This window comes from Acidiphilium sp. JA12-A1, assembly GCF_000724705.2.
Taxonomy (GTDB): Bacteria; Pseudomonadota; Alphaproteobacteria; order Acetobacterales; family Acetobacteraceae; genus Acidiphilium; species Acidiphilium multivorum.
Genome location: NZ_JFHO01000031.1, coordinates 80,942 through 106,102, shown reverse-complemented (window position 1 = coordinate 106,102; position 25,161 = coordinate 80,942). Strand labels below are relative to the sequence as shown.

At 66.6% G+C, this 25,161-nt stretch carries 19 protein-coding genes; 8 read left to right on the top strand and 11 right to left on the bottom strand.

Annotated elements, in window-relative coordinates; genetic code table 11:
* A partial coding sequence (locus tag RT91_RS06295) for a DUF6444 domain-containing protein (protein ID WP_240314216.1) occupies positions 1–458 on the bottom strand: 458 nt, incomplete at its 3' end.
* Positions 459–654: 196 nt separating this feature from the next.
* Here RT91_RS06295 and RT91_RS06290 point away from each other — a divergent pair.
* Positions 655–1,407, top strand: a complete 753-nt coding sequence (locus RT91_RS06290; protein WP_007423092.1) for a response regulator transcription factor — start codon at positions 655–657, stop codon at positions 1,405–1,407.
* A gap of 121 nt (positions 1,408–1,528) precedes the next feature.
* Here RT91_RS06290 and RT91_RS06285 read toward each other — a convergent pair whose 3' ends face one another.
* Complete coding sequence (locus RT91_RS06285) at positions 1,529–1,807, bottom strand: hypothetical protein (protein ID WP_050751090.1); 279 nt, start codon at positions 1,805–1,807, stop codon at positions 1,529–1,531.
* 768 nt (positions 1,808–2,575) lie between these two features.
* On the opposite strand from RT91_RS06285, the gene RT91_RS06280 reads away from it, so the two are divergent.
* Genes RT91_RS06280 through RT91_RS06260 form a run of 5 tightly spaced genes read left to right on the top strand, consistent with a single transcriptional unit; the run spans position 2,576 to position 11,778 of the window.
* On the top strand, positions 2,576–4,846 hold the full coding sequence (locus RT91_RS06280; RefSeq protein WP_240314215.1) for a cellulose biosynthesis cyclic di-GMP-binding regulatory protein BcsB: 2,271 nt from the start codon (positions 2,576–2,578) through the stop codon (positions 4,844–4,846).
* A complete protein-coding gene (gene bcsS / locus RT91_RS06275) occupies positions 4,843–5,577 on the top strand; it encodes a cellulose biosynthesis protein BcsS (RefSeq protein WP_007423095.1) in 735 nt (244 codons plus the stop codon). The genes RT91_RS06280 and bcsS overlap by 4 nt, the downstream gene beginning before the upstream one ends.
* Before the next feature lie 13 nt (positions 5,578–5,590).
* Positions 5,591–6,712 carry a cellulose synthase complex periplasmic endoglucanase BcsZ gene (gene bcsZ / locus RT91_RS06270; RefSeq protein WP_231295349.1) on the top strand — a complete coding sequence of 374 codons (1,122 nt, stop codon included), beginning with the start codon at positions 5,591–5,593 and terminating at the stop codon, positions 6,710–6,712.
* Complete coding sequence (gene bcsA / locus RT91_RS06265; RefSeq protein ID WP_035186244.1) at positions 6,709–8,985, top strand: UDP-forming cellulose synthase catalytic subunit; 2,277 nt, start codon at positions 6,709–6,711, stop codon at positions 8,983–8,985. The genes bcsZ and bcsA overlap by 4 nt, the downstream gene beginning before the upstream one ends.
* 9 nt (positions 8,986–8,994) lie before the next feature.
* Complete coding sequence (locus RT91_RS06260; protein ID WP_035186242.1) at positions 8,995–11,778, top strand: glycoside hydrolase family 3 C-terminal domain-containing protein; 2,784 nt, start codon at positions 8,995–8,997, stop codon at positions 11,776–11,778.
* 73 nt (positions 11,779–11,851) lie between these two features.
* Here RT91_RS06260 and RT91_RS06255 read toward each other — a convergent pair whose 3' ends face one another.
* Together RT91_RS06255 and RT91_RS06250 are read right to left on the bottom strand one after the other, a co-directional pair.
* Entirely contained in the window at positions 11,852–12,985 is a 1,134-nt protein-coding gene (locus RT91_RS06255; protein WP_035186239.1) for a diguanylate cyclase, read from the bottom strand.
* A gap of 462 nt (positions 12,986–13,447) precedes the next feature.
* Positions 13,448–14,176, bottom strand: a complete 729-nt coding sequence (locus RT91_RS06250) for an orotate phosphoribosyltransferase (protein ID WP_007423100.1) — start codon at positions 14,174–14,176, stop codon at positions 13,448–13,450.
* A gap of 115 nt (positions 14,177–14,291) precedes the next feature.
* Here RT91_RS06250 and RT91_RS06245 point away from each other — a divergent pair, with 115 nt between their 5' ends.
* The gene (locus RT91_RS06245) at positions 14,292–15,521 is read left to right on the top strand and encodes an NADP-dependent isocitrate dehydrogenase (protein WP_007423101.1); all 1,230 of its coding nucleotides are present in this window, start codon (positions 14,292–14,294) and stop codon (positions 15,519–15,521) included.
* A gap of 85 nt (positions 15,522–15,606) precedes the next feature.
* Positions 15,607–16,620: an LLM class flavin-dependent oxidoreductase gene (locus RT91_RS06240; RefSeq protein WP_035186237.1), complete on the top strand. Its 1,014-nt coding sequence runs from the start codon at positions 15,607–15,609 to the stop codon at positions 16,618–16,620.
* 4 nt (positions 16,621–16,624) lie between these two features.
* Here RT91_RS06240 and RT91_RS06235 read toward each other — a convergent pair whose 3' ends face one another.
* The 7 genes from RT91_RS06235 to RT91_RS06205 all read right to left on the bottom strand — a co-directional run bounded on the left by RT91_RS06235 (position 16,625) and on the right by RT91_RS06205 (position 25,158).
* On the bottom strand, positions 16,625–18,184 hold the full coding sequence (locus RT91_RS06235; RefSeq protein ID WP_035186235.1) for an efflux transporter outer membrane subunit: 1,560 nt from the start codon (positions 18,182–18,184) through the stop codon (positions 16,625–16,627).
* Entirely contained in the window at positions 18,174–19,724 is a 1,551-nt protein-coding gene (locus tag RT91_RS06230; RefSeq protein ID WP_011941608.1) for a DHA2 family efflux MFS transporter permease subunit, read from the bottom strand. The genes RT91_RS06235 and RT91_RS06230 overlap by 11 nt, the downstream gene beginning before the upstream one ends.
* Complete coding sequence (locus RT91_RS06225; RefSeq protein ID WP_011941607.1) at positions 19,721–20,767, bottom strand: HlyD family secretion protein; 1,047 nt, start codon at positions 20,765–20,767, stop codon at positions 19,721–19,723. The genes RT91_RS06230 and RT91_RS06225 overlap by 4 nt, the downstream gene beginning before the upstream one ends.
* Before the next feature lie 871 nt (positions 20,768–21,638).
* Positions 21,639–22,565, bottom strand: a complete 927-nt coding sequence (locus tag RT91_RS06220; RefSeq protein ID WP_035186229.1) for a glycerophosphodiester phosphodiesterase — start codon at positions 22,563–22,565, stop codon at positions 21,639–21,641.
* A 15-nt stretch (positions 22,566–22,580) separates the two neighbouring features.
* The gene (locus RT91_RS06215; protein WP_007421454.1) at positions 22,581–24,347 is read right to left on the bottom strand and encodes an ABC transporter ATP-binding protein/permease; all 1,767 of its coding nucleotides are present in this window, start codon (positions 24,345–24,347) and stop codon (positions 22,581–22,583) included.
* Entirely contained in the window at positions 24,344–24,826 is a 483-nt protein-coding gene (locus RT91_RS06210; RefSeq protein ID WP_007421456.1) for a DUF1499 domain-containing protein, read from the bottom strand. The genes RT91_RS06215 and RT91_RS06210 overlap by 4 nt, the downstream gene beginning before the upstream one ends.
* Entirely contained in the window at positions 24,826–25,158 is a 333-nt protein-coding gene (locus tag RT91_RS06205; RefSeq protein WP_007421455.1) for a DUF3253 domain-containing protein, read from the bottom strand. The genes RT91_RS06210 and RT91_RS06205 overlap by 1 nt, the downstream gene beginning before the upstream one ends.
* Between the last annotated feature and the right edge of the window lie 3 nt (positions 25,159–25,161).

Below are 25,161 nucleotides of genomic sequence, written 5' to 3'. Positions count from 1 at the left end.
ATGGCSGCATAGCGTTCGACGCGGGTGACGACCGGCTTGATCGGCGGCAGATCGATCTTGTCGTAGCGCTGCGCGAGGCGCTGATCCGCGTCAGTCAGCCCGGCACGGCAGTGCTGGCAATGCGCCGCCTTCGCGATCACCGTCTGATCGGGGTTCTCGGCAAGCAAGCGACCGCCACCCTCACGGCCGAGACTGCCTTTGCGGGGCCCCTTGCGCGGACTTTTCTCGGGCCGGTTTGGCTTCTGCCCGCGCGATGGCGGCAGGCTCGAATTGTCCGGCCGCTTCGGCGGTTCGTTTAGCCGCGCCTCCAACTCCGCAATCCGGCGTTCCGCATCCGAAAGCCGGATTGCCAGTTCCGCGTTCCTGCGCTCGGATGATTGCAACGCGTCCCATAGCGCGCGGATCAGCGCGTCTTTCTCAGCGTGCGATAGGAGAGACAGGTCAGGAAGCTCGTTCACGCCTCCCGTCGAATCGTATCCGCCGTGGTCACGTCAATTCACAATCGATTCAACTTATCGACGGACCAGGATGAGCAGATACTTTTACTTTTTTAATTATTTCAACTTTTTTGAAAAATTCTCGAAAATTAAAAAATTTTCATTGACCCGTCATTTTTCGGGTTGTATAAACTGATTAGATCAACTGGAGGTTGATATGCGGCTTCTCATTTTTGGTAAAACGTTCGACAGGCACGACAGCCTGAACAGCTTCATCAAGTCGAAACTCGCCGTCATCGACGAGACGGCAGACGTCGACGAAGCGGTCGATCTCACCCATCATTACGAATATGAAGCGGTGGTGATGCGGGTCTTCGATACCTACAGGATCGAGTTCGACCTGATCCGCCGCCTGCGGAAATCCGGATTTCGCGCCCCGATCGTGGCGGTCGCCAACACGCTGGCCGAGTCCGCCCGCCTGCATATTCTTGAGGCCGGGGTCGACGATCTCATCGTCGGCGCTCCCTCATACGAGGAAACGTTCCTGCGCATCCAGAATCATATACGCAGGAACCGGGGCTTCCAGGACTCTTCGCTTTCCGTTGGCAATATCGAGGTCAACATGAATGCGAAGAAGGTCTTTGTCGGCGCCCGCGAAGTCGCCGTCACGAAGAAGGAGTATCAGATCATCGAACTCCTCGCGCTGCGCAAGGGCTGCGTTCTGAGCAAGGAAGCGATCCTCGATCATCTGTACGGCGGCCTCGACGAACCGAACGCCAAGATCATCGACGTGTTCATCTGCAAGATCCGCAAGAAGCTGCTTGCCGCAGACGGCCAGGACGTGCTCGTCACCAACTGGGGACGCGGCTATATGATGGCCGACCAGCGCCCCCAGAACATGGTTCAGACGGTGACCGCGCCGGGCATCCAAGCCAGGATCAAGACGACTGCAAGCCTTGCAGTCGCTTGACCCTCGAACCCGGGATCTCGCGGCACCTCACTGACCGAAGGCAGCAACGGATGCGGCGATTGGCGCGACCGGCCTGCCCTGGCTTCGGTGACCGGCATTTCCCGAATTCATTTCGGTATCATTACCAGGTCTGATGATGGTGATGGTGGTGATGATGGTGGTGATGATGCTCATCGGCCTGCTGGATCCGGGCGCCACCCTGCTCCGCGCGCTGGCGGGCGAGCGCCGCATCGTGCTCGCGAAGCATGACGGAGGCATTGGGGACCGGGCCGAGAAGTTCGGCATAGGACGCCGCTTCAAAGCGGGGCGCCGGGGGAAGCGACGCGGCGGAACTCATCACCGGGGCGGCGATAGCGGCCCCGACCACTGCGCCGAGAATACAGATTGTGGTCTTTTCCATCTTCGCTCTCCTTTCGATTGGCGAGACACAGGAAAGAGATTGACCGTGGCGTTTCTGTGACGCTGAATTTGTTTGAAACTTTACAATTTCTTTACCCTGCCAAGGTCATGACCCGGATCATGCGGGCTTCGGAGCAGATCGGCACGCGCGGATCATCGTCCGGGATGTCGCGTGACGCCTTTCGGCCCGGGAGCGCTTTTTCGAGGGCGTGACTTCAGTCACGGCGTCAATCATTCGCGCAACATGTCATGTAATTGTCGTGTATCCGCGCAGTAATCCGATCGCGGCCATGTGCCGGCGAATTCCCCGGCGCGGCGTCATCGGCAGGTCAGGTCGGCGGACCGGCGATCCCGGCCTGATGTCTGGTTCCCGATTCGTCGACTCACAGTCATTTAGGGCCGATTGGTGAGACGCATCGGTAGACGAGGCCGATACTCGCAGTCCGCATCGAATTCACCGGCACCGCATTGCACAATCGGGACCGATGGATGCTTCAGGACGATCGATCAAGCACAATTTTCGATGATCACAATTGAATTTTTACTTTTGTTTCATGATATTTTTATTTGATTTGTTCATTCAAAAATAGTTTTGAACGTTTATAGAATAACGATAAAATATTACAAATACGTTTTATTCAATTTGATGATCCGATTATTAAATATTTTATGATCATATTTTTGACACAAATTGGCGACGATTGCGCCATATCCGCTCCTTGTCTTGGCAGCCATGGACGGACATTCAAAAGACCCACAGTCTCGACACATGCCCTGCCCAGATCGGCCCGGTCATGGGCTGCCCGCCCGCTTCCAGCCCGCACGCTGGGCTGCCGGACTGGCGCTGGCGCTGCCACTCTGCTGCCAACCCGCTCAGGCGCGCCTCGAACACCGCCAGAGCGAGGTCCGGTCCGGGGCAGGCATTCCCGCGACGGCGATTTCCCATCCGCTGGCCTGGTATGACCGCGATCGGGCCCCGATCGTCCTGAAGGGACGCTCGGCTTCGGGCGACATCACGTTCCAGGTGGCCGATCATCGGGAGGTTTCGGCCGCCGAGCTGCATCTTCTCGGCACCAATTCCGCATCGCTGATCGGTGGCGCCTCGCAATTGCTGGTGCTGCTGAACGGCTCGCCGCTGAAGCAGATCCCGCTCGACGGCTCGTCGCCGACGATCGACCGGACCATCGGCATTCCACCCGGCGATCTGCGGGATGGAACGAACCAGCTCACCCTGTCGGTCACGCAAAAGGCGGCGCAGGGCTGCGAGGCGTTCGATGACCCCGCGCTGTGGACACGGATTTCGCCGAAGTCGCAACTGTCGATGAGCTACCGGCGGGACTCGGTTCCCCTCACCCTCGCCAGCCTGAAGTCGAGCTTCATGTCGTGGCAGCCGGATACGTCCCACATATTCGTCCTCTACGATCCCGCGCTCGCGCGCGCGCCGGAACCGATCATGGCGATCGCGCGGTCGGTGGCGCGGGCCGACGCGATGCGCGCGGTGTCCTTCGTCGCGCGGCCGCTCGACCGGGTCGGCAAGGCCGTGGCGCAGACATCGGCCGCGACCGTGATCATCCTCAAGCTGGAGAACGGAGCGGCCGCCGGCAGCGGGCTCGACGCCGCGACGCTGTCGATCGCCCGCAATCCGGTCGGTGGGGTCGTGATGACCATTGCCGCGGAAACGCCCCGCGCCCTTACCGGCGCGGCCCGGCTGATCGGGCGGCCCGGAACGGTCTGGCCGAACGAACAGAGCGCCGTCATCCGCATTCCGGCCGCCACCGGCCACGCGCAGAGCCCGCACGCGCCGGCAGCCAGCCCGACCGATATCAGCTTCCGCGCCACCGGCCTGCCGACACAGACCGAACACGGCCGCAGCAGCCAGTTCGCGCCGGTGACATTCTGGAATCCCAACTGGGACAGCCATGCGATCCTGTATCTCCACATGGCCTATTCGGTCGGTGGCGGGGCGGGGTCGATGATCCAGGCGCTGGTCAACGGGAAAATGGTCAACACGATTCCGCTGACCAATCCCGATGGCGGCACCTATCCCGATTACAAGCTGCTGGTTCCGCAGGATGCCCTGAAGGTGGGGCGGAACCGCCTGGTGCTGAAGCCGGTCTTTCAAATGCAGCACGCGGCGGCCTCCGCCTGCGTCGCCAATGATTTCGGTCACAACCTGGCGGTGACGGTGTTCTCGGACAGCCACCTGACCATCATCGGCGGCGCGCCGGTCGACAAGGACGATCTCGCGGCGATGACCACGGGCGTGTATCCCCTGCGCACGATCGCGATCGCCTCTCCCTCTCCGGCGGCGATCTCCGCCGCCGCCACCCTCGGTGCGAAGCTGGCCCAGGTCACGCCGGATCAGCCGCTGAACCTCGTGCTTGAACCCCACCCCGCCGCGAAGCCGGGGGTGCTGGTCGTCGGCGCGGTCTCGCGGCTGCCGGAGCAACTTCTGTCGGCGAGCGGCATATCGCTCGTGGGCGGCTCGCCCGCCGTGAAGGAGCCCTCCGGCCAGACGCCGCATGTTCCCGACGCGGCGGACCTGGACGACGTGACCGCGTGGCTGGGCCGCATCTTCGGCAACAGGGCCGAAAGCGCGCCCACCGGCAAGACCGGCCACGGCCACGGCGCCGGCGCGACGGTGCAGGGCTTCGGCAATGCCGCGATCATGGCGGTCGCCGACGCTCCCGCGGTGCCCGATGCGCCGGGGCGGCTCGCTCCCGCCATCGTGCTGACGGCGAAGAGCGATGCCGGGCTGGCGCAGGCGATGGGCAAGCTGGTCCACACCGCGACATGGCGGCAGATTTCCGGCCAGGCGATCGTGGTCGCGCCGGCCAAGAGCGAGTTGCAGGTCCTGCCGGCGGAGAACGTGCCGATCGGGCCTTCCGCGCGGCTCGGCTTCCTCGCCACACGCAATCCCCTGACCACCGTATTGGCCGTGCTTGGCACGCTAGTGATCCTGATCCTGCTGGTCCGGACCTTCGTGACGCTCAGGCGGCGGCGGCTGCACCCCTCAGTAAAAGGAGTCGACGAGCGATGAAATCCGCAAGTTTGCGCCGCACCGCGCGGCGCGCGACCAGGGCCGGGATCGTCACCTGCATCTCGACCATCGCGATCACCGCAACCGCGCGGGCCGCCCCGCACACGAACCTGTTCATTGCCGGCGGCCAGTATGCCAACTCGTCGCAGAGCGCGTATCTCGGCGCGATCCTGCCATTGCCGGGCGGAACGCTGGGCAAGGGGTTCTTCGTCTCGCCGTTCGCCGGCTGGAACCGCTACACCTTCCAGAAGAACGGGCAGAGCTTCACCGGAAGCGAGCCGTCCGCGAGTGTCGCCATCGGCCACGCCTGGGACGAGCCGGATTTCAACCTGAGCCTTTCGGTAGCCGGCGGGTATTCGAATACCACCGTGACGCCCTATGCGCCGAAGGGATCGTTCCACGGCGGCCAGTGGTTCGCCGAGCCGGAAATCTATGCCCAGCTCAAGCTTCCGGCCGGGGCCACGGCAACCGTGAACGGCGGCTACCTGACCGGCATGCGGAGCTACTGGAGCAGCGCCTACCTGCTGGTGCCGGTTTCGCCCTCGATCGCGATCGGGCCCGAGGCCGATTTCGGCGGCGGCATCAACTATCGTTCCCGCACCTTCGCGCTGCGCGTTGCCGACAAGCTGACCAGTTCCCTCGATGTCGATCTGTCCGCCGGCGCGACGACGAACCTTCCGGGTCCGTATCACCCGTATGTCGCCCTGAATCTCAGCGTGCCGTTCCGGTAATCGCATGACCGACATGGCGAGACGCAATTTTCTCGGTCTTCTCGGCGCGGCCGCGCTCACGGGCGGCCCGGTGATGATGGCGCGGGAGCTGTGGCAATCGTCCTGGCGCGGCTACCGGCACGGATTCATCGACGGCCAGGGGCGGGTCATCGACTATTCCGCCAACAAGGGATTCAGCACTTCGGAGGGGCAGTCCTATGGCATGTTCCTCAGTCTCGTCGCCGGCGACCGCGCGACGTTCCGCCGCATCCTGAACTGGACGAACACGAACATGGCGGGCGGGCGCCTCGGGGAGGTGCTCGCGGCGTGGAAATGGGGGCTGCACGGCGGCAAATGGGGGGTGATCGGCGCCAACTCGGCGGCGGACGCGGATGCGTGGATGGCCTATTCGCTGCTCGAGGCCGCCCGGATCTGGAAGGATCACAATCTCGGCGCCGAGGGGCACAAGCTGGCGACGCGCATCGCCGATGACGAGAGCGTGGCGATCAACGGATTTGGCCGGGTCCTGATACCCGGCGCCTCCGATTTTCCGGACACGCCGCCCGTCATCGTCGATCCGAGCTATACGCCGCTGTTTCTGGCCCGCGGCATCGCGCGCGCGACCAACCTGCCGAAATGGCAGGCGATCGCGGCCACGCTGCCACGGCTGATGACGACGATCTGCCGCAACGGATTCGCCCCCGACTGGGCCTGGGCGCCGCAAGCCCCCGCCTCGCCGCCGGCGGGCCTGCCGGAGACCGGCACCGGATCGTTCGATGCGATCCGGTGCTATCTCTGGGCGGGCCTGACCGCGCCGGAAACGGAGGGGAGCGCGACCGTTCTCGCCTCGCTGAAGGGCATGGCCCGATACTTGGCCACCCACCGCGCGCCGCCGCAGAGCGTCGATCTCGCGAGCCAGGCGACGCACGGGACGGGCGGGATCGGGTTTTCCGCGGCGCTGCTGCCCTACCTCGCGGCACTCGGGCGCCACCGGCTGCTCCACCAGCAGCTCGGCCGCGTGCTGGCCCAGCGGGAGACCAGCGGCCTGTTCGGCCAGCCCGCCGACTATTACTCGGAAAACCTGATCCTGTTCGGACTTGGCGGACTTTCGGGAAGCATCCGCTTCGACAAGCAAGGAGGTCTGATCACGTCATGATGCGCCATCTCCCCGCGTTGACCAATGGCCTCACCTTCATCGTCGCCGCAGCCGTGGGCTTCGTGCTCATCGCCGCCACGCTGCTGCCCACGACGGGGCCCCTGCCCGATATCGAACAGGGCGTCGTCTTCGGCCTGCTGCTGATCCTCTACAATCTCGATGGCGGATGCCGGAGCCGGCGCAAGCGGCCGATCGTGCGCATCTCCATCAGCGCCCTGACCATCTTGCTGACGTGCCGTTATCTGGACTGGCGGCTGACCGACACGCTGCCGTTCGGGTTCGGCACGATCAACATCGCCCTCGGCATTCTTCTCGTGCTCGCCGAACTGCACGGCATCGGCTCGGCCATCATGGGGCAGATCATCAACGTGCTGCCTCTCGACAGGACGCCTCAGCATTTCACGCTCGACCCCGCGTCCTGCCCCACCGTGGACATCCTCATCCCCACCTACAACGAGGATCCCGAGATCGTCGAAACCACGGTGATCGCGGCAACGCAGATCGACTATCCCGCTTCGAGGTTCAGGGTCTACATCCTCGACGATGGCGGCACGGATGCGAAGCGCGCGAAGCCGGGCGCCGCCGGACGGGAGGCGGCGCGGCGGGCGGAGACGCTGCGCGAGATCGCGCGGAAATTCGGCGCGATCTATCTCACGCGGCCGGAAAACGTTCACGCCAAGGCCGGCAACATCAATCACGCGCTCGGCCAGATCGACGGCGAGCTGATTCTCGTTCTGGATTGCGACCACGTGCCGACACGGGACTTCCTTTCGCGCACCGTCGGGTTCTTCCAGGCCGATCCGAAACTGTTCCTGCTCCAGACGCCACACAATTTCGTGACGCCCGATCCGATCGAGCGCAATCTTTCGACCTTCGAGGTGATGCCGGCCGAAAACGAGCTCTTCTACCATGTGATGCAGCCCGGCCTCGATTTCTGGGGGGCGGCGTTCTTCTGCGGCTCTGCGGCCGTCCTGCGGCGCCATGTCCTCGACGAGATCGGGGGGATCTCGGGCAAGTCGATCACCGAGGACGCGGAAACCACCGTGAAGGCGATGTGCCGCGGCTACCGGACGGCGTTCTACAACCGGCCGATGGTCTCCGGCCTGCAACCGGAAACGTTCTCCGGCTTCATCCTCCAGCGGGTGCGCTGGGCGCAGGGCATGATGCAGATCTTCATGCTCGACAATGTCTGGCTGAAATCGGGCCTGACCTTCATGCAGCGGCTGCTGTTCACCAACTTCGCCTTCTACTGGCTGTTCCCGATCTCGCGGAGCATCCTCCTGCTGATGCCGCCGCTGTTTCTCTTCTTCGGGTTCAACGTCGCGGCGACAACGCCGCGCCAGTTGCTGGTCTACGCCCTGCCCTACTACCTCGCGGCGCTGGTCAACAGCCAGTATTTCTACGGGCGCGTGCGCTGGCCGTTCATTTCCCAGGTCTACGAGACGGCGCAGACCGTCTTTCTTTCGGCGGCCCTGGTCTCGGTGCTGCGGCGGCCGCGCGCGCCGAAATTCAAGGTCACGCCGAAGGGCGAAATGCTGGACAAGGATTTCATCTCCGGCCTATCCTGGCCTTTCTACTGGCTGTTTGCCCTGGCCTGCGCCTCCCTCGGTATCGGGCTCTGGCGCATCGTGACCCAGCCGCAGCTGCGCTGGGCGCTGATCTTCGTCGTGTTCTGGGTCGTGCTCGACATGATCGCCCTGCTCGGCGTGATCGGCGCGCTGGCCGAACGGCGCCAGACGCGCACGATGCCGCGGATCGGCTGCAAGGGGCCGGCCTGGATGCATCGCGACGGCGGCGGCTGGGTCGAGGCGGCGTTGCACGACCTCGGCCGCGGCGCCGCCGGGTTGGTCCTTGCCGCCGGAACGGAGGGCCCGCAGCCCGGAGACCGTGTGCGCCTGCACGTTCCGGGCCTGCGCGGCGGGCTTCCCGCGGTGGTGCGGCACCGCAAGGATGGCGCACGCAACAGCATCATCGGGCTGCAATACGTATCCGATGGTGTCGCCGAGGCGCGGGCCGCGGTGGACCGGGCGTTCGGCGACAGCGAGCTGCTCGTCCGCAACGCCGCCCTCCGGCACCGGGGCACGAGCATCGCGTATGCCCTCGGCTTTCTCTTCGCCATCGGATTGCGCGGTACGGCGAGGCATTTCCGGATCCTCGCACGCGACGCCGCGATCACGCTGCGGGTGTCGCGCCAGCGCCGGGCCCTGCTTGCCAGCAGCCGGCAGGCCGAGGAGAACGGCGGCCAGAAGGCTCGCCTCGCCCCCTTGTCATAGGATGAACCGATGCGCCGGATGCCCCTTGCCGCTCTGCTGTCCCTCTCGGCGATCCTGGCGGTCCGCGCCGCCCATGCCGCCCCGCAAGCGGCGGGATGCGCCTGGCGCAACGACCATCTTTCGACGGCACGCCGCACGGCGCTGCTGCTCCATGCCCTGACGCCCGGCGACGAGACGGATCTGATTGCCGGAGCGGGAACGCATGAACCCTACGTGTTCTACACCAGGGGACTCAAGCGGTTCTGCATTCCGCCCATGGGTCTCGAGGATGGGCCAGCCGGTGTCGGCGACAAGCTCGGCGGCGTCACGGCCCTGCCCGCCGGCGTGGCGCTCGCCGCGACCTGGGATCCGTCGCTCGCGCGGCGCTACGGGGCGGTGATCGGCGCCGAGCAGAAGGCGAAGGGAACCGCCGTCGATCTCGGGCCGACCGTGAACATCGATCGCGATCCGCGCTGGGGGCGGTCTTTCGAATCCCTCTCGGAAGACCCTTATCTGGCCGCCCGGATCGGCGTTGCCGAGATCCGGGGCATCCAGTCCACCGGCGTCATGGCGCAAGTGAAGCACTTCGCCGTCTACAACCAGGAGACCTATCGCAACACCCCGGAGGACGACGTCATCGTCTCGCCCCGCGCGCTGCATGAAATCTACCTCCCCGCCTTTCGCGCCGCCGTGCGGCGCGCCCATGTGGCCTCGATCATGTGCGGCTATGCGACGATCGGGGGGCATGAGAGTTGCGGCGACAAGGCGTTGCTGACCGGCGTGCTGCGCGCGGACTGGGGATTCCGCGGCTTCGTCACCTCCGACTATCAGGCCATTCACGCAACGGCCGACGCGGCCGCCGGCGCCGATATGGAGCAGCCCTTCGCGACCTATTTCGGCGCGCGGCTGACGCAGGCGGTCGCGGCCGGAAAGCTCGCCCGCAGCGTGCCGGAGACGATGACGCGGCATATCCTCGCCGAAATGTTCCGCTTCAGGCTGTTCGATCATCCGCCCCAGGGCAGCACCACGGCCATCGTCGCGACCCGGGCGGATCGCCTGGCGGCGACCCGGATCGCCGAAGCCGGGACGGTGCTGCTCAAGAATGATGGAAACGTCCTGCCGCTCGATCCGGGCCATGGCGGGACGATCGCGGTCATCGGGCCCGCCGCATCGATCCAGCCTGTCTACGCCGGCGGCGGCAGCGCCAACGTGGTGCCCATGCAGCCGGTCCCGCCGCTCGCCGGCATCGATCACGCGCCGGGGATGACGCGCCACGTCGACTACGTGGCGGGATTGCCCGCCGACAAGGCGCTGACGCCGATCCCGCCCTCGGCGCTTTCGGGTCCGTTCCGGCCCACGCCCCTGCACGGTTCGTTCCAGGCCGTGCTCACCGCGCCGGAGACCGGCACCTACGTGCTCGGCATCACCAACCCGTGCCATTGCTATGCGCCCACCGATCTCTCGCTCGATGGCAGGGAATTGCTGAGCGATCCCGGCACGCCGCCGGTTTCCACCTATTCCGCCGCGGTGCAACTGCGGAAGGGCGAGCGGTACAGGCTCGGCGTCACCGGCGCCGCGTCGCGCCTGACCTGGGCCACGCCATCGACCCTGCGGCCCGATATCGCGCGCGCGGTCGCGGCGGCGCGACGGGCCGCCGTCGCCATCGTGGTGGTGGCGGACGACACCGAGTCGGAAGCGGCGGACAGGCCCGATCTCGACCTGCCATCCGCCCAGAACCGACTGATCGAGGCGGTGTCATCGGCAAATCCGCACACGGTCGTGGTCATCGATGCCGGAGCGCCGGTCGCCATGCCCTGGCTCGGCAAGGTCGCCGCGGTCGTTGATGCGTGGTATCCGGGCGAGACCAACGGAACGGCCCTGGCCGCGATCCTGTTCGGCAAGGCCGATCCCGGCGGGCACCTGCCGGTCACGTTCCCCGCACACCTCGCCGACATGCCGACCGCGCCGGTGGCGCGCTTTCCCGGCACGGGCGGCAGGGTCGACTATTCCGAGGGAATCGACGTCGGCTATCGCTGGTATTCGGCGCATCATGTCAGGCCGCTGTTCCCGTTCGGGTTTGGCCTCTCCTACACGCATTTCGCGTTCAGCGACCTGAAGGTCGTCTCCGGCCCCGGCGACGGGACACGCCCGGTCGTCGTATCCGCCCTCGTCACGAATGCCGGCAAGGTTGCCGGCAGCGACGTCGCCCAGCTCTATCTCCGCTTCCCGCGCAGCGCGGGCGAGGCGCCCCTCAAGCTCGTCGGCTTCCGCCGCGTCCGGCTTGCTCCGGGGCAGTCGAAGCGTCTCCGCTTCACGGTGACGCCGCGACAGACCTGGTGGTGGCACGGCTCGGGCTGGACGGCCTCGCCCGGCACCTATCGGCTGTATCTCGGCGATGCCGCCGACCATGCCCATCTCGCGCAACGCGTTTCGTTCCCGATGCCGCACACGGTCGGCGCCCGGAATGTGCTGGTCGAGGCGCCGGAACAGGCCATCCCCGGCCAGCCCGTCAAGGTGAAGGTGTCGCTCTCGGCCGGCGGCGAGGCGACGCTCCGGCACGTGCGGCTGAGGCTCGACGCGCCGGCGGGATGGCGGGTTTCCGCCATCGGTTCCGCGGCAGGGGAAGGCATCCAGCCTGGAGAGGCGGTTCGCGCGACCTTCACGGTCACGCCCCCCGGCTGGGCGGCGGCGGGGACCTATGCGCTGCGGGCGGTTGCGCAACTCGGCGCGAGACATTGCACCAGGGGGGCCGACGCAGGATGTGTCACGGCGACGCGGGACAGCGGCGCGATGATCACGCTCGCGGCCCGATGACGGGATGCCGGCGCGGCCGGTTCAGGGGCGGGGCCGCCAGGCCCGGGGGCGTATCACGAAGAGCCTGGGGACATCAGGCGGTCATCGTCAGGTCCCGGCCGAGCTTCTTGGCCTCGTAGAGCGCCGCGTCGGCGCGGATGAATGTCTCGTCCAGGGTTTCGCCGACCAGGAACTCGGCGATCCCGGCCGAGAATGTCGTTCTGGCGCGCAGGCATGACGCCCAGCATTCCGGGCTTGCCATATGCTCGCGCAGCCGGCGAACGATGGTCTGCGCGTCGATCAGCGTGCTGTCCGGCATGACGAGGATGAATTCCTCGCCGCCCCACCGGGCGAAGATATTGTCGGCGCGCAGCACGAGACGCCCCTCGCGGCCGAAGGTGCGAAGCACCTCATCGCCCACGCCGTGGCCAAACGTGTCGTTGATCCGCTTGAAATGGTCGAGATCGAGAATGGCGACGCAGAGCGGGGCGCCGCTGCGGCAGGTGCGGGCGGTTTCGCGCTCGATCAACTCAAGCGCGTGGCGGCGATTTGGCAGTCCCGTCAGTTCATCACGCGTTGCGAGGATCTGCACCTGTTTCAGCGCGTCGCGAAGCTGCCGGCGCTGCTGCTTCTGGTCGAGGCGCATCTGGCTCAGCTTGCCGGCGATGCCGGCAATCACCGGCAGGAACGCCAGCATCAGCGCGAACTGGAACACCTCGATACGCGGATCGAAGCGATCCGGAGAGACCGTGGCGCCGATGGCCATCGCGACACCGAAGACCGCGACGGCAAACCAGCCCAGATCCCGGCACCGGCGGGGCGGGAGCTGGAACGCGCCGAATTCGAGGACCAGGGCGGCCAGCATCAGCAATTCGCCGCGTACCTGCGGGTTGATCAGATAGGCGGCACCGAGCAGCGTGATGGCGAAGACCATCTGCGGCAGGCTGAGCGTCGGATCCGGCCAGCGCCTGCTGATCCCGCTCCTGAGCAGCACGTAGAACGCGACTTCGCCGCCCAGCGCCACGATGGTCAGCCATAGCGACTGCGTGGCATCGACTAGATTCAACGAGACGCCGATCCATTCCGCGACCAGGCAGAACAGATAAAGCGCCATCGAAATGAGTGTCAGGCCGATTGCCAGCCGTTCGGCCTGATCTGTCCCCAGTATTGCGGAAAATGGCGGAAGAGGCGCGCGGCGCTCGCGGTAGAAAGCTGTGGACTCGGTCATCCCCCGCCCCAGCGACACTGTCTTGTGATGGCGCCTCGAAACGTTCGGACATGCAGGGAAAAATGGACGATGGAGCCCGCACCGGTTCTTGGCATATCCACACGTTTCATGAGCAGACATTGGGATAATTTTGGATAATTATCCTTTTAGTCTTTAAATCCAATTAAAATTACGAGTCAAAAATCATTTATCGAATTATTCAAATTATCGATAATCGTTTCAAAATTAATCAAATTGGCGACGGCAGACCATCATTGCCTGACGCCAGGGCGCCATGGGCCGCGGACGGGGCCGGTTCCGCCACGGCCGTCTTCAGCGCGTTCATCAGCTCGGCGGAATTCAGGGTTGCCGCATGACCGCCAGCGAGCCGACGGGTCCGGCGACGGGCCGGGGATCGCCGGCGTTCCGGTGCCGCGCGAGCCGTGGGGCTGGCAGCATCGGACTCCATCCGGCCCGGGTCTCCTATTTCGACGCCTTGAAGGCCGCGGCCTCCTCCGCGCTGGCGACGCCGCCATGCTTCGCCGACCAGGCCACCGGGTCTTCCAGGAACTTGCGCACGCCGGCCAGGGTCGCCTCGGGGAAGTAGTCGCCGCCACGGCAGGCTTCCAGCACGTCCCACCAGGTGCAGAGATGGTGCAGCGACATGCCCATCTCGGCCAGCGTGTTCAGGCTGCCGGGGAAGACGCCGTAGTAGAACACCACGAAGACGTGGTTGCAGATCGCCCCGGCCTCGCGCAGCGCGTTGGCGAAGTGGATTTTTGATCCGCCATCGGTGGTGAGGTCTTCGACGAGGAGGGTGTTCCTGCCCTCCGGCACGTCGCCCTCGATCTGGGCGTTGCGGCCGAAGCCCTTCGGCTTCTTGCGGACATAGGCCATCGGCAGGCCCATGCGGTCGGCCATCCAGGCGGCGTAGGGGATGCCGGCGGTCTCGCCGCCGGCGACGGCCTCGATCGTCTCGAAGCCGACATGGCGGTAGAGCTTCTCGACGCCGAGTTCGCAGATCTTGGCGCGGGCGCGGGGGAAATAGATGATCTTGCGGCAGTCGATATAGACCGGCGCCTTCCAGCCCGAAGTGAAGGTGTAGGGTTCCTCGGGGCGGAAATTCACCGCCCTGATTTCGAGCAGGATGCGGGCCGCGGTGAGCGCGGCGTCACGGTCCCAGTCGGTCGCGTGGCCCAGGCCAGACGTCATGATATCCCTCCGGTTCTGGCCGACGTCCTAGAACACCCCTGCCCTGCCGTCCACCGTCTTGCGGCGGGGCGGAGGCGTGGCTAGACCGGCTCAAACTGGCGCAAGGAGCTTCGGAATGGCCAAGATCAAGGTTAAGAACCCGATCGTCGAGATGGACGGCGACGAGATGACCCGGATCATCTGGGGGTTCATCAAGGACAAGCTGATCCTGCCCTATCTCGATGTCGACCTGAAATACTACGATCTCGGGATCGAGAACCGCGATGCCACGGACGACAAGGTGACGGTCGACTCGGCGCTGGCAACGAAGGAATACGGCGTCGCGGTGAAGTGCGCGACGATCACGCCGGACGAGGCGCGCGTCAAGGAATTCAATCTCAAGCAGATGTGGCGCAGCCCGAACGGGACGATCCGCAACATCCTCGACGGCACGATCTTCCGCGAGCCGATCATCTGCGCGAACGTGCCGCGCCTGGTGCCGCACTGGTCGCAGCCGATCGTGATCGGCCGCCATGCCTATGGCGACATCTACCGCGCCGCCGAAACCAAGATCCCCGGCCCGGGCAAGGTGCAGCTCTCCTACATCCCGGCCGATGGCAGCAAGCCGCTGATCCTCGACGTGCACGATTTCAAGGGCCCCGGCGTCGCGCTCGGCATCCACAACACCAAGGCCTCGATCGAGGGCTTCGCGCGGGCGAGCTTCAATTACGGGCTGGCGCGGAACTATCCGGTCTATCTCTCGACCAAGAACACCATCCTCAAGGCCTATGACGGCATGTTCAAGGACGTGTTCCAGGAGATCTTCGACGCCGAGTTCAAGGCCGAGTTCGACAAGCGCGGCCTGACCTACGAGCACCGGCTGATCGACGACATGGTCGCCTCGGCGCTGAAGTGGAACGGCGGCTATATCTGGGCCTGCAAGAACTATGACGGCGATGTGGAGAGCGATATCGTCGCGCAGGGCTTCGGCAGCCTCGGGCTGATGACCTCGGTGCTGATGAGCCCGGATGGCAAGACGGTGGAGAGCGAGGCGGCGCACGGCACCGTGACCCGCCACTATCGCGAGCACCAGAAGGGCCGCCCGACCTCGACCAACCCGATCGCCTCGATCTTCGCGTGGACCCGCGGCCTCGCCTATCGCGGCAAGTTCGACGAGACGCCCGAGGTGACCGAGTTCGCCGAGACGCTGGAGCGCGTCTGCGTCGAGACGGTGGAAAGCGGGTTCATGACCAAGGACCTCGCGCTGCTGATCTCGAAGGACCAGCCCTGGATGACCACGCAGGACTTCCTCGCCAAGCTCGACGAGAACCTGCAGGCGGCGATGGCGAAGCGCCAGGCCGCGTGATGGTGGGGCCCTGGGATCCATCCCCGGATCGCAGGGCCGAACACCGGACAGCATCATTGACTGAAAGACGGGGTGCCTTCCCTATATGGGGATGATGGAAAGCATCCCGTTCTCGGTTCTCGACCTCGCCCCCGTGCCGGATGGCGCGACGCCGGGCGATGCGCTGCGCAACAGCATCGACCTCGCCCGCCACGCCGAGGCCCTCGGCTTCAACCGTTACTGGCTGGCCGAACACCACAACATGCCCGGAATCGCGAGTGCCGCCACATCGGTGGTGATCGCGCATGTGGCGCAGGCGACGACGCGGATCCGCGTCGGCTCGGGCGGGGTGATGCTGCCCAACCACGCGCCGCTGGTGATCGCCGAGCAGTTCGGCACGCTGGCCGCGCTGCATCCGGGGCGGATCGATCTCGGGCTCGGCCGCGCGCCGGGCACCGACCCACGCACCGCCCACGCGCTGCGGCGGAACATGGAGGGGACCGAGGCGCGCTTCATCGAGGACGTGATCGAGCTGCAATCCTACTTCCAGCCGGCGGCCGCGGAGCAGAGGGTGCGCGCGGTGCCGGGCGAAGGGCTCGACGTGCCGCTCTGGCTGCTCGGATCGAGCACGTTCTCGGCCGAACTCGCCGCGGCCCTTGGCCTGCCCTTCGCCTTCGCCGCGCATTTCGCGCCCGACCTGCTGGGTGCGGCGCTGACGCTGTATCGCACGCGGTTCCAACCCTCGGCTCGGCTGGCGAAGCCGCATGCGATGATCTGTGTTACGGTCTGCGCGGCGCCGGATGACGGGGAGGCGGAATTCCTGTTCACCTCGCAGCAGCGCGCCTTCGTCAATCTCCGTCGCGGCCAGCCCGGCCTGCTGCCCCGCCCGGCGCCGCTCGACGGGTTCTGGAGCGAGCGCGAACGTGCCGGGGTGGAGCACGCGCTGGCCTATGCGATGGTCGGCGGACCTGCGCGGGTGGCGGCGAAGCTCGCCGGCTTCGTGGCGGAGTTCCGGCCGGACGAACTGATGATCGCCTGCCAGATCCACGACGACGCGGCGCGCCGGCGCAGCTACGACATCGTGCGCGAGATACGCGGCGGCCTGAGCAAGGCCGCCTGAGGCGTCAGCCGGCCGCCGGCTCGTTTTGCTCCCAGCCGCCGCCGAGCGCCTGGTACAGCGAAACGAGGTCGGTCGAGATCTTGGCCTGGCTCTGCGCCTGCGCCTGTTCGGCCGCCAGCTCCGATTGCTGCGCGGTGAGAACCTGCAGGTAGTCGATCAGGCCTTCGCGGTAGCGTTCCTGGGCGAGTGAAAGGGCGCGGCGGGTCTGGGTGACATCGGCCTGCAGCGCCGCCTGGGTCTTTTGCTCCTCGTCATAGGCGGTCAGCGCATTGTCGACCTGGTGGAAGGCGGTGAGCACGGTTTTCGCGTAGCTCACGGCGGCCTCGCGCTGCTGCGCCTTTCGCAGGTGGAGCTCGCCGCGCAGGCGCCCGCCCTCGAACAGGGGCATGGTGATCTGCGGACCGATTGCGTAGGTGACGGCGGAGAGCTGGTTCAGGTTCGAGAATTGCAGCGCCTGCAGCGAAACCGAGCCGGCGAGGGAGATGTCGGGAAAGAAGCTCGCCGTCGCGACGCCGATCTCGGCGGTGGCCTGGTGCAGGCGGGCGGTCGCCTCGCGGATGTCCGGACGGCGCTGGAGCAGCTGAGAGGGCAGGCCGATCGGCACCACCGGGGGCACTGGCGGAATCGGCTTCGCGGTCACGAGCTGGGCGCGGAGCGCTTCCGGCCCCTCGCCGAGCAGCAGGCTGAGCTGGTTGATGTCCGCCGCGATCGCGGTTCGCAGGGTGGGGATCTGGGCGCGGACGGATTCGGCCTGGGCCTGGGCATCGGCGACGTCGAGCGCGTTGGCGAGGCCCGCCTGCTCGCGCTGGCGGGTCAGGTTGGCGATGTGCTCGGCGCTGGCGAGGTTGCGCCTGGTGATGGCGAGGACCGCCTGCTGGGCGCGCAGGTTGATGTAGTCGTGCGCCACCTCGGCCTCGGTATTGAGGAGGACGGCGCGGCGGGCATCGCGCGACGCCTGGACGGCGGCGAGCGAGGCCTCGACGGCGCGGCGGTTCTTGCCCCAGAGGTCGAAATCGAAGACCGAGGAGAAGCCGTACTGGAAGAGGTTGAAGGGCTGCAGCTCGGAGCCGGGCAGGCCGCCGCCGCCGATCGATGTCGAGCTGCCGCTGGCGGTGGAGCCGGCATTGGTGCTGGTCGAGGTCGATCCGCCGCCGCTGAGGGCGGTGAACACGCCCTTGTTGCTCGGCTTCTCGCGCGTGTAGGAGCCGGAGAAATTGAGGTTCGGGTAGAGGGCGGCACCCTCGATCTGCGCCTGGGCCTCGGCTTCGGCGAGGCGCTCGGTGGCGGCCTTCACGTCGAGATTGCGGGCGATGGCCTCGTGCTCCAGCGTGGTCAGCGCCGGATCGTCAAAGCTCTGCCACCAGGCGAGGTCGACCTTGCCCTGGCTGACCGTGTCCGGCGAGGTCAGCGCCGGACGATTGGCGAGAAAGGAAGCGGCCGTCCTGGTCCGGGGCGCATGGAAATTCGGCCCGAGTTCGCAGCCGCCGAGCGCCATGGCGGCGAGCATCGCCGTGCCCATGAGGGCGCGCCGGCGCAGGCGGGGAGCAAAAACCTCAGATCTCATAGACGACTCCTTCGGCAGCGGGACTCGACGGGGTGCTCAGCAGCAGCACGACCGGCCAGACCAGCAGGGCCATCAGGCCCAGAATGTGGAACAGGTCAAGATAGCTCATGAATGCTGCCTGATGTTGCACCGCCGCGCCGATCTGCGAAAGGGTCTGACCGTGCAGGCTGGCATACGGTGTGACGGACTCTGCCAGCCTGGCATGGTGGAACTGGGTGCGCCAGGCCAGCAGCGTGGTGACGAAGGAGATGCCGATGCTGCCGCCGATGTTGCGGACCTGGTTGATGATCGCCGAGGCGTCGCCGTTGCGGGCCGGCGGCAGGCCGACATAGGAGAGCGCCGAGATCGGGATGAACAGAAAGGGCAGCGCGATCACCTGCAGGACGCGATCGATCGAGATCGTATAGAACGAGGCATTCGGCGCGAGGTGGGACTGGAAGATCAGCGCGATGCCGGTTTCGACCAGGCCGCCGACCAGAAGCACCCGGGCGGGGATGATCCGGCCGGTGACGACGCCGGCCAGCGGCATCAGCCCGATCGTGGCGAGGCCGCCCAGCGCCAGCGCGAAACCCGCGGTTTCGGAGGAGTAGCCCATCAGCGTCTGGGTCAGCTGGGGCAGGAGCTGGGTGGTGCTGAGCAGGATGAAGCCGATCACGAACATCACGAGGCAGGAAATCGCGAAATTGCGATGGGCGAAGAGGCGCACGTTCACCACCGGCTCGGGGTGGCCCCATTCCCAGACGACCAGGGTGGAGAGCGAGACCGCCCAGACCGCGAACAGGCTGCGAATGAAGAAGCTGCCGAACCCGTCATCGATCGAGAACTTGTCGAGGAAGATCTGCAGCGCGCCGAAGCCGACGGCGACCAGCAGCAGGCCGAGCCAGTCGAAGCGCAGGCCGCCGGCGAGGCGCGCCGCGCGCTCGCGGACCAGAAGTTCCGGCTCGTCGACGAATATCGCGATCAGGGTGAAGGCGATCAGCCCGATCGGCAGGTTGATCAGGAACACCCAGTGCCACGAGAGATGGTCGGTCAGCCAGCCGCCGAGGATCGGGCCGGTGGCCGGGGCGACGATGATGACGAGGCCGAACACGGCGAAGACCTGGGCGCGCTTCTCGGCGGGGAAACTGTCGGCATACATCGACTGGGTGATGGGCTGCAGGCCGCCGCCGCCAAGCCCCTGAAGCACACGGGCGACGATCAGCATGGTCAGCGAGGTGGAGACCGCGCAGAAGACGGAACTCGCGGTGAACAGCGCCACGCAGATCAGGAACAGCCGCTTGCGGCCGACGACGTCCTGCAGCCAGCCGGTGATCGGCAGTATGATGCTGTTCGAGACGAGGTAGGAGGTCAGCACCCAGGTGCTTTCGTCGGGGCTGACCGCCAGCGAGCCGGCGATATGGGTGAGCGCGACATTGGCGATGGTGGTGTCGAGCACCTCCATGAACGGGGCGAGCGCCACCATCGCCACGATCAGCCAGGGGTTGTAGAGCCCCGCAGCCGAACGCGGCGTGTTCGGCCGGGAGGCGTAGAGCAGGCTCATTTGCCGCGGATGCGGATATAGGGCTCGACCGACATGCCCGGGGCCAGCAGGTAGCGGGAGATCCGGCTGTCGTCGAACTCGATGCGGACCGGCACGCGCTGGACCACCTTCACGTAGTTGCCGGTGGCATTCTCGGCCGGCAGCAGGGAGAAGATGCTGCCGGTGCCGTGCTGGATGCTGGCGACCCGCGCGTGGAAGGCGACGCCCGGCACGGCATCGACATAGACATTCACGCTCTGGCCCGGGCGGATGGCGCCCAGCTCGGTTTCCTTGTAATTCGCGGTGACCCAGACATGGTCGCCGACGACGGCCATCATCGCGGTGCCCGCGCCGACGACATTGCCGGTGCGGACGGTCTTCTTGGCCACCCAGCCGGAGACCGGGGCCCGGATCTCGGTATAGCCGAGTTCGAGCCGGGCATTCTCGACCGCGACGCCGGCGGCCTTCACCGCGGCGTCCGCCGCGGCGACGGCGGCCTGCGCGGCCTTGACCTGCTGGCGCGCCGCATCGGTGCGGGCGACGGCGGCGCGCAGATCGGCCGCAATGGCGTCGCGCGTCGTGGGCGTGACCGCGCGGGGGTCGACCTTCGCGTAGCGCGCCTCGTCGCGCTTCGCCCGGAAGAGGGTCGCGTCGGCCACCTCGACATTGGCGCGCGCCTCGGCGAGATCGGCCTCGCGGGCGCCGAGCTGGGCCTGGGCCTGGGCCCGTTCGGCCTCGGCCCGGTCGAGCGCCACTTTCTGCGTGCCGTCATCGAGGCGGACCAGAAGCTGGCCGCGGACGACATGCTGGTTGTCCTTGACGAGCACGGCGACGACCTGACCGGAAATGCGCGGGGCGATCTGGTGGATCGAGCCGTCGATCTCGGCGTCGGTGGTCGAGGCGAAATCCCTGGTGCGCCACCAGTAGACGAGGCTGGCGCCGGCGAGGCCAAGCAGCACCAGGACCAGAATGATGAAGGGCCGGCGGCTCCTGCGCGAGCCGTCGACCGGTGTGGCCCGCGAGACCGCTGGGCGATTCTCGCTTCTCTCCTTCAATTCGTTCATGGAATGACCTTATCCCATCGCCGGATCGGCTGTCACCGGGCGCCAAGGCGCCATGGCCTGGCTCCACCCGCACAGCGCGCGGAACGATGCTTCCGTAACGGGAATGGCGCGGCGCGTCGATGGAAAATCCATAAATTAATAAAGTTTTAGCCTCAATGCCGATTCGGCTTGCAAACCGAACCGGGAGACATGATACTACCTAAGGTAGTAATTTGCAGTGTACTACTATCGGGATGGATGAAAAATGACGCATTTTCAGACGATGGACGCTTTCGTGCGCGAACGGATCCGGGCCTGGCCGCAGACGCCTCCCGGCCTCGAACACGCGGATCCGCGCGGCCGCGGCGTGTGGCTCAAGGCCCGGCCGGGGCCGGCGATGGAAAACGACGCCCCGTCCCTGAAAATTCCCGGCGCCTCCCGCATGCGGACCTTCCCGGACGGGCTGTGGCTCTGGTTCGGCGGAACCGGCGCCGATCCCTATGTGGACATTTTCGCCGTCGAGGTCTGCGGCAGCCTGCAGAACCTGCTCGACAAGCGGTCCCGCTACACGCCGAGCCTGCATTCGCTGCTGGTCTCCTGCCCGGCCGTGTGGCTCCGCCGGCCGGTCGACGAGCGCGACGCGACGCCGCGCTGGGAGCGCGCCGGCCTGTTCGACACCGCCCCCGAGACCGCAATTGCCTTGCCGGTGCGCGACATGCGCGTGCTCTACGCGCTCAAGACCAAGCATTTCCGGGAGTTCGCGGCATGCAATATCGCCCACGCGCATGAGCTGTTCGCGCCGGTCGACATTCTGCTCGACGAGGACGGCTGGCGGGCGCCGGCGCTGCGTCAGTTCCTGTTCCACGCCGCGCGGCGGGCGAATTTCTGGGATTCAGCGTGCCATGGCAGCGACGAAGCCGGGGCCGGCGACCTGCAGGCCGGCGCGCCCGATGGCGGCGCGCGCGAGATCAGGCCGGTCGGAAATCATGCCGTCCACGCCAAGCCGGATCATCCGGTCAAACGCCTCCGGCGCATTGACCGTCCAGGGCAGCACGGCGAGGCCGAGCGCATGAGCCTCACGGACATCGTCCTCCTCGAGCGTGGCATGAAACGGCGCCCAGCACACGGCACCCGTGGCAGCCACGGCGCGCGGGAGATTGCCGCCAAATGCGCCTAGGTCGCAGCCATCGAGCCAGAGCGGGCCGGCGCTGACCGTTTCCGGCTCGGTCAGGCAGCAGCGGCGCAGCGCCGGCGCCGCCGCCGCCGCCGCACGCAGCACCCGCCAGTCAAAGGCGAAGAGCACGGCCCGGTCGAGCGCGTCGTGCCGGTTGAGGCAGGCGATCACCGCCTGGGCGATCCGCTCGGGCGGCGCGGTGAGGCCGGGACGGTCGGGGAAGGTTTTCACCTCGATCAGCAGATCCCGCCCGGACAGCGCGGCGATCACGGCATCGAGGGTGGGAATTCGCGCGCCGTCGGCGGGCGTCTGCTCCGGGTAGCGCGCCGCGTAGTCCGATCCCGGCCGCAGGTGGCCGACATCGAAGCTGCCTAGATCGGCGAGGGTGCGCTCGCGCAGCAGGGGGGCGGCATCCGGCGCGAGCCAGGCGCCGTCGGCATCGCGCGCGATATCGGGATTGAGGCGGGGATCGTGATGCACGACCGCGACGCCGTCGGCGGTAAGGCCGACATCGAATTCCGCGCCGGTCAGGTCGAGCGCGGCGATGCTCGCGAAGCCCTCCAGCGTGTTCTCCGGCAACAGGCCTCGGGCGCCGCGATGGCCGAACAACGCCATGGGGCGCGGGGAAGGCATTCGCTCATTCATGCGGTCGCTCCGTGATCAGGCTGTTTCGGCTTCGTCGACACGGGCATGGCCGCCCTCGCCCCGCCTGACCCGCAGCCGCCGCGGGTGCAGGCGAATGACGCTGTCATGATGGGCGATCGAGACGATCTGCGTCGCCGGCAGGCGGGCGCGCAGCATCGCGAAGAGGCTGGCGGCGGCCTCCTCGTCGAGCGCGGACAGCGCCTCGTCGAGGAACAGCCAGTCCGGCTTCGCGACCAGCACGCGCGCGAGAGCGAGACGCTGCTGCTCGCCGCCGGACATGCGGAGCGACCAGTTGTCGACATGTTCAAGGCGCAGGCCGAGCCCGCCGAGACCGACATCATCGAGCGCGGCGCGCACCGCCTCGTCGTCCACATCGTATTCCTGCTGCGGATAGGCGACGGCGCGCTTGAGCGAGCCGAGCGGAAAATAGGGCTTCTGGGGAAGGAACATCGCCGTGCCGGACGGCCGGGAGACCCGGCCTCGGCCGAACGGCCAGATGCCGGCGAGCGCGCGGAACAGGGTCGATTTGCCGGTGCCGGAGGGGCCGGTGATCACGACCGGTTCGCCGCGCTCGATCGCGAGGTTGGCGCCGGCGAACAGTTCGCGCCCGTCCGGCAGGGAGACGGTCAGGTCCTCGGCGTGCAGCGCGGCATCCGCCGCCACGGCGACGTGGTCGGGCCGGTGCGCGTGCGCCAGCTTCACCGCGCGCTCGAACCCGTCGAGACGCTGCACGGTGGCGCGCCAGCCGACCAGTTGCGGGTAGGACGAGACGAACCAGGAGAACGAACCCTGCACGTTGCCGAAGATGTTGTTGATCTGCAGCAGCAGGCCGAGGGTGAAGAGACCGGAGAAATAACCGGGGGCGGCGATCAGGATCGGGAAGATGATCGCCACCTGGCTGAAGCCGATGGTGAAGAAGTTCAGCGCCTTGGTGCGCTTCATGATCTTCCACCAGTTCAGGTAGATCGCATGGAAGCGCTGCTTGAGGCCGACGCCTTCCTCGGCCTCGCCGCCATAAAGCGCGATCTGCTCGGTGTTCTCGCGCACGCGGATCAGGTTGAAGCGGAAATCGGCGTCGACCTGCTGCTGCTGGAAGCTCAGCGGGATCAGTTTCCAGCCGATCACATGGGTCAGGTAGGTGCCGACCAGCGAGTAGATGATCGCGATCCAGACCAGGTAGCCGGGGATGACCAGACCAAGGAGATGCAGCGGCGGCACCAGGAACCAGAGCACGAAGATGAAGCTGAGCAGGTTCACGATGTTCGAGATGAAGCTGATGCCGAGCGAGAGGTTGTTCGAGACGAAGCTGCGCAGGTCATCGGCGATGCGCTGGTCGGGGTTGTCGAGCGGGCTGCCGGCCTCGGCCTTCAGGCTGAGCTGGTAATGGGCGCGGTTGCCCAGCCAGTCGGTGACGAAATTCTCGGTGATCCAGCGGCGCCAGCGGATCTCCAGCATCTGCTGGAGGTAGAAGGCGTAGACGCCGACCAGGATGTTGAAGGTCGCGATCTCGGTGAAGCCCGGGACGAACCAGGGATAGCCCTTGATCATCTTGTAGGTGAAGATCGACTGCCAGAAACCCGCGGCGTCCTTCGCCTGCAGCGCGTTGTAGAAGATCTTGTACCAGTAGGAGAACAGGACGTTGAGATAGACCGAGATCAGGTTGAGCGCGATGATGGTGCCGAGCAGGGCCAGCGCCGCCCAGCGTTCTTCCGAGCTGAAATAGGGCTTGGCGAGGCGCCAGGCATCGGCGAGCGCGGCACCGACCGCTCGGAGGAATTTCATGGATGGGCCTCCGCCGCCCGGCCGATCGCCGAGAGCCAGCGCTGGAGGCGCGCCGCGTTCGTGCCGAAATCGGAATAGCCGTAGATCGAGTGGGAATAGAGGATGAGATCGCTGCCGCCGGCCGGGTCGGGGCGGATCTGGGCGATCACCACGTCGGGGAAATTGGCCGCCGGCGTGCGGGCCACCCAGGCCTGCTGCAGCCGGTCGGGAAAGGCGTCGAGCGTGTAGGTGCGTGGCTCGGCGCCGGCGACACGCGCGACCAGCGCGTAAAGCGCGGCAGGGGGCAGAGCGTAGCGCGGCGTGTCAAAGGCGGGTTTCGGGATGAAGCCGGCGGGGGCTGCAAGCGCCTTGTTCGGCGATGACGGCAGCGTGAGATGGGTGAAATCGACGAAACCGGGCGGCTTGACCCCGGCAGCCCCGGCCTTGCCGCAGGCAGGGAAGATCAGACTCAGCAGCAGCGGCAGGATGCCAACGGCCATCAGGTTTCCTCCGTTGTTTCGGCCTCGACGCCGGGCAGGCGCAGACGGATCACGCCGCGCATCGCGTCGGGGTCGACGGCCCTGCCCTTGCGAAGGATGATGATTTCGCCCCGGCGCGCAAGATCCCCGGCGGCACGGCGGACGGCGGCAAGATGGCGGCGCCAGGCGTCCGGCGCGGTTTCGCCGCGCGCGGCGGCGATCTGGCGGGCGGCATCGGTCGGACAGATCGAGGCGCCCGGACGGCGGTCCGCAAGGGTGGCGCGGATGGCGCGGCCAGCCTCGTCGGGAGTCGCGGGGGCGGAAGGCCTGGCGGAATGCGGAACGGCGGTCATCGC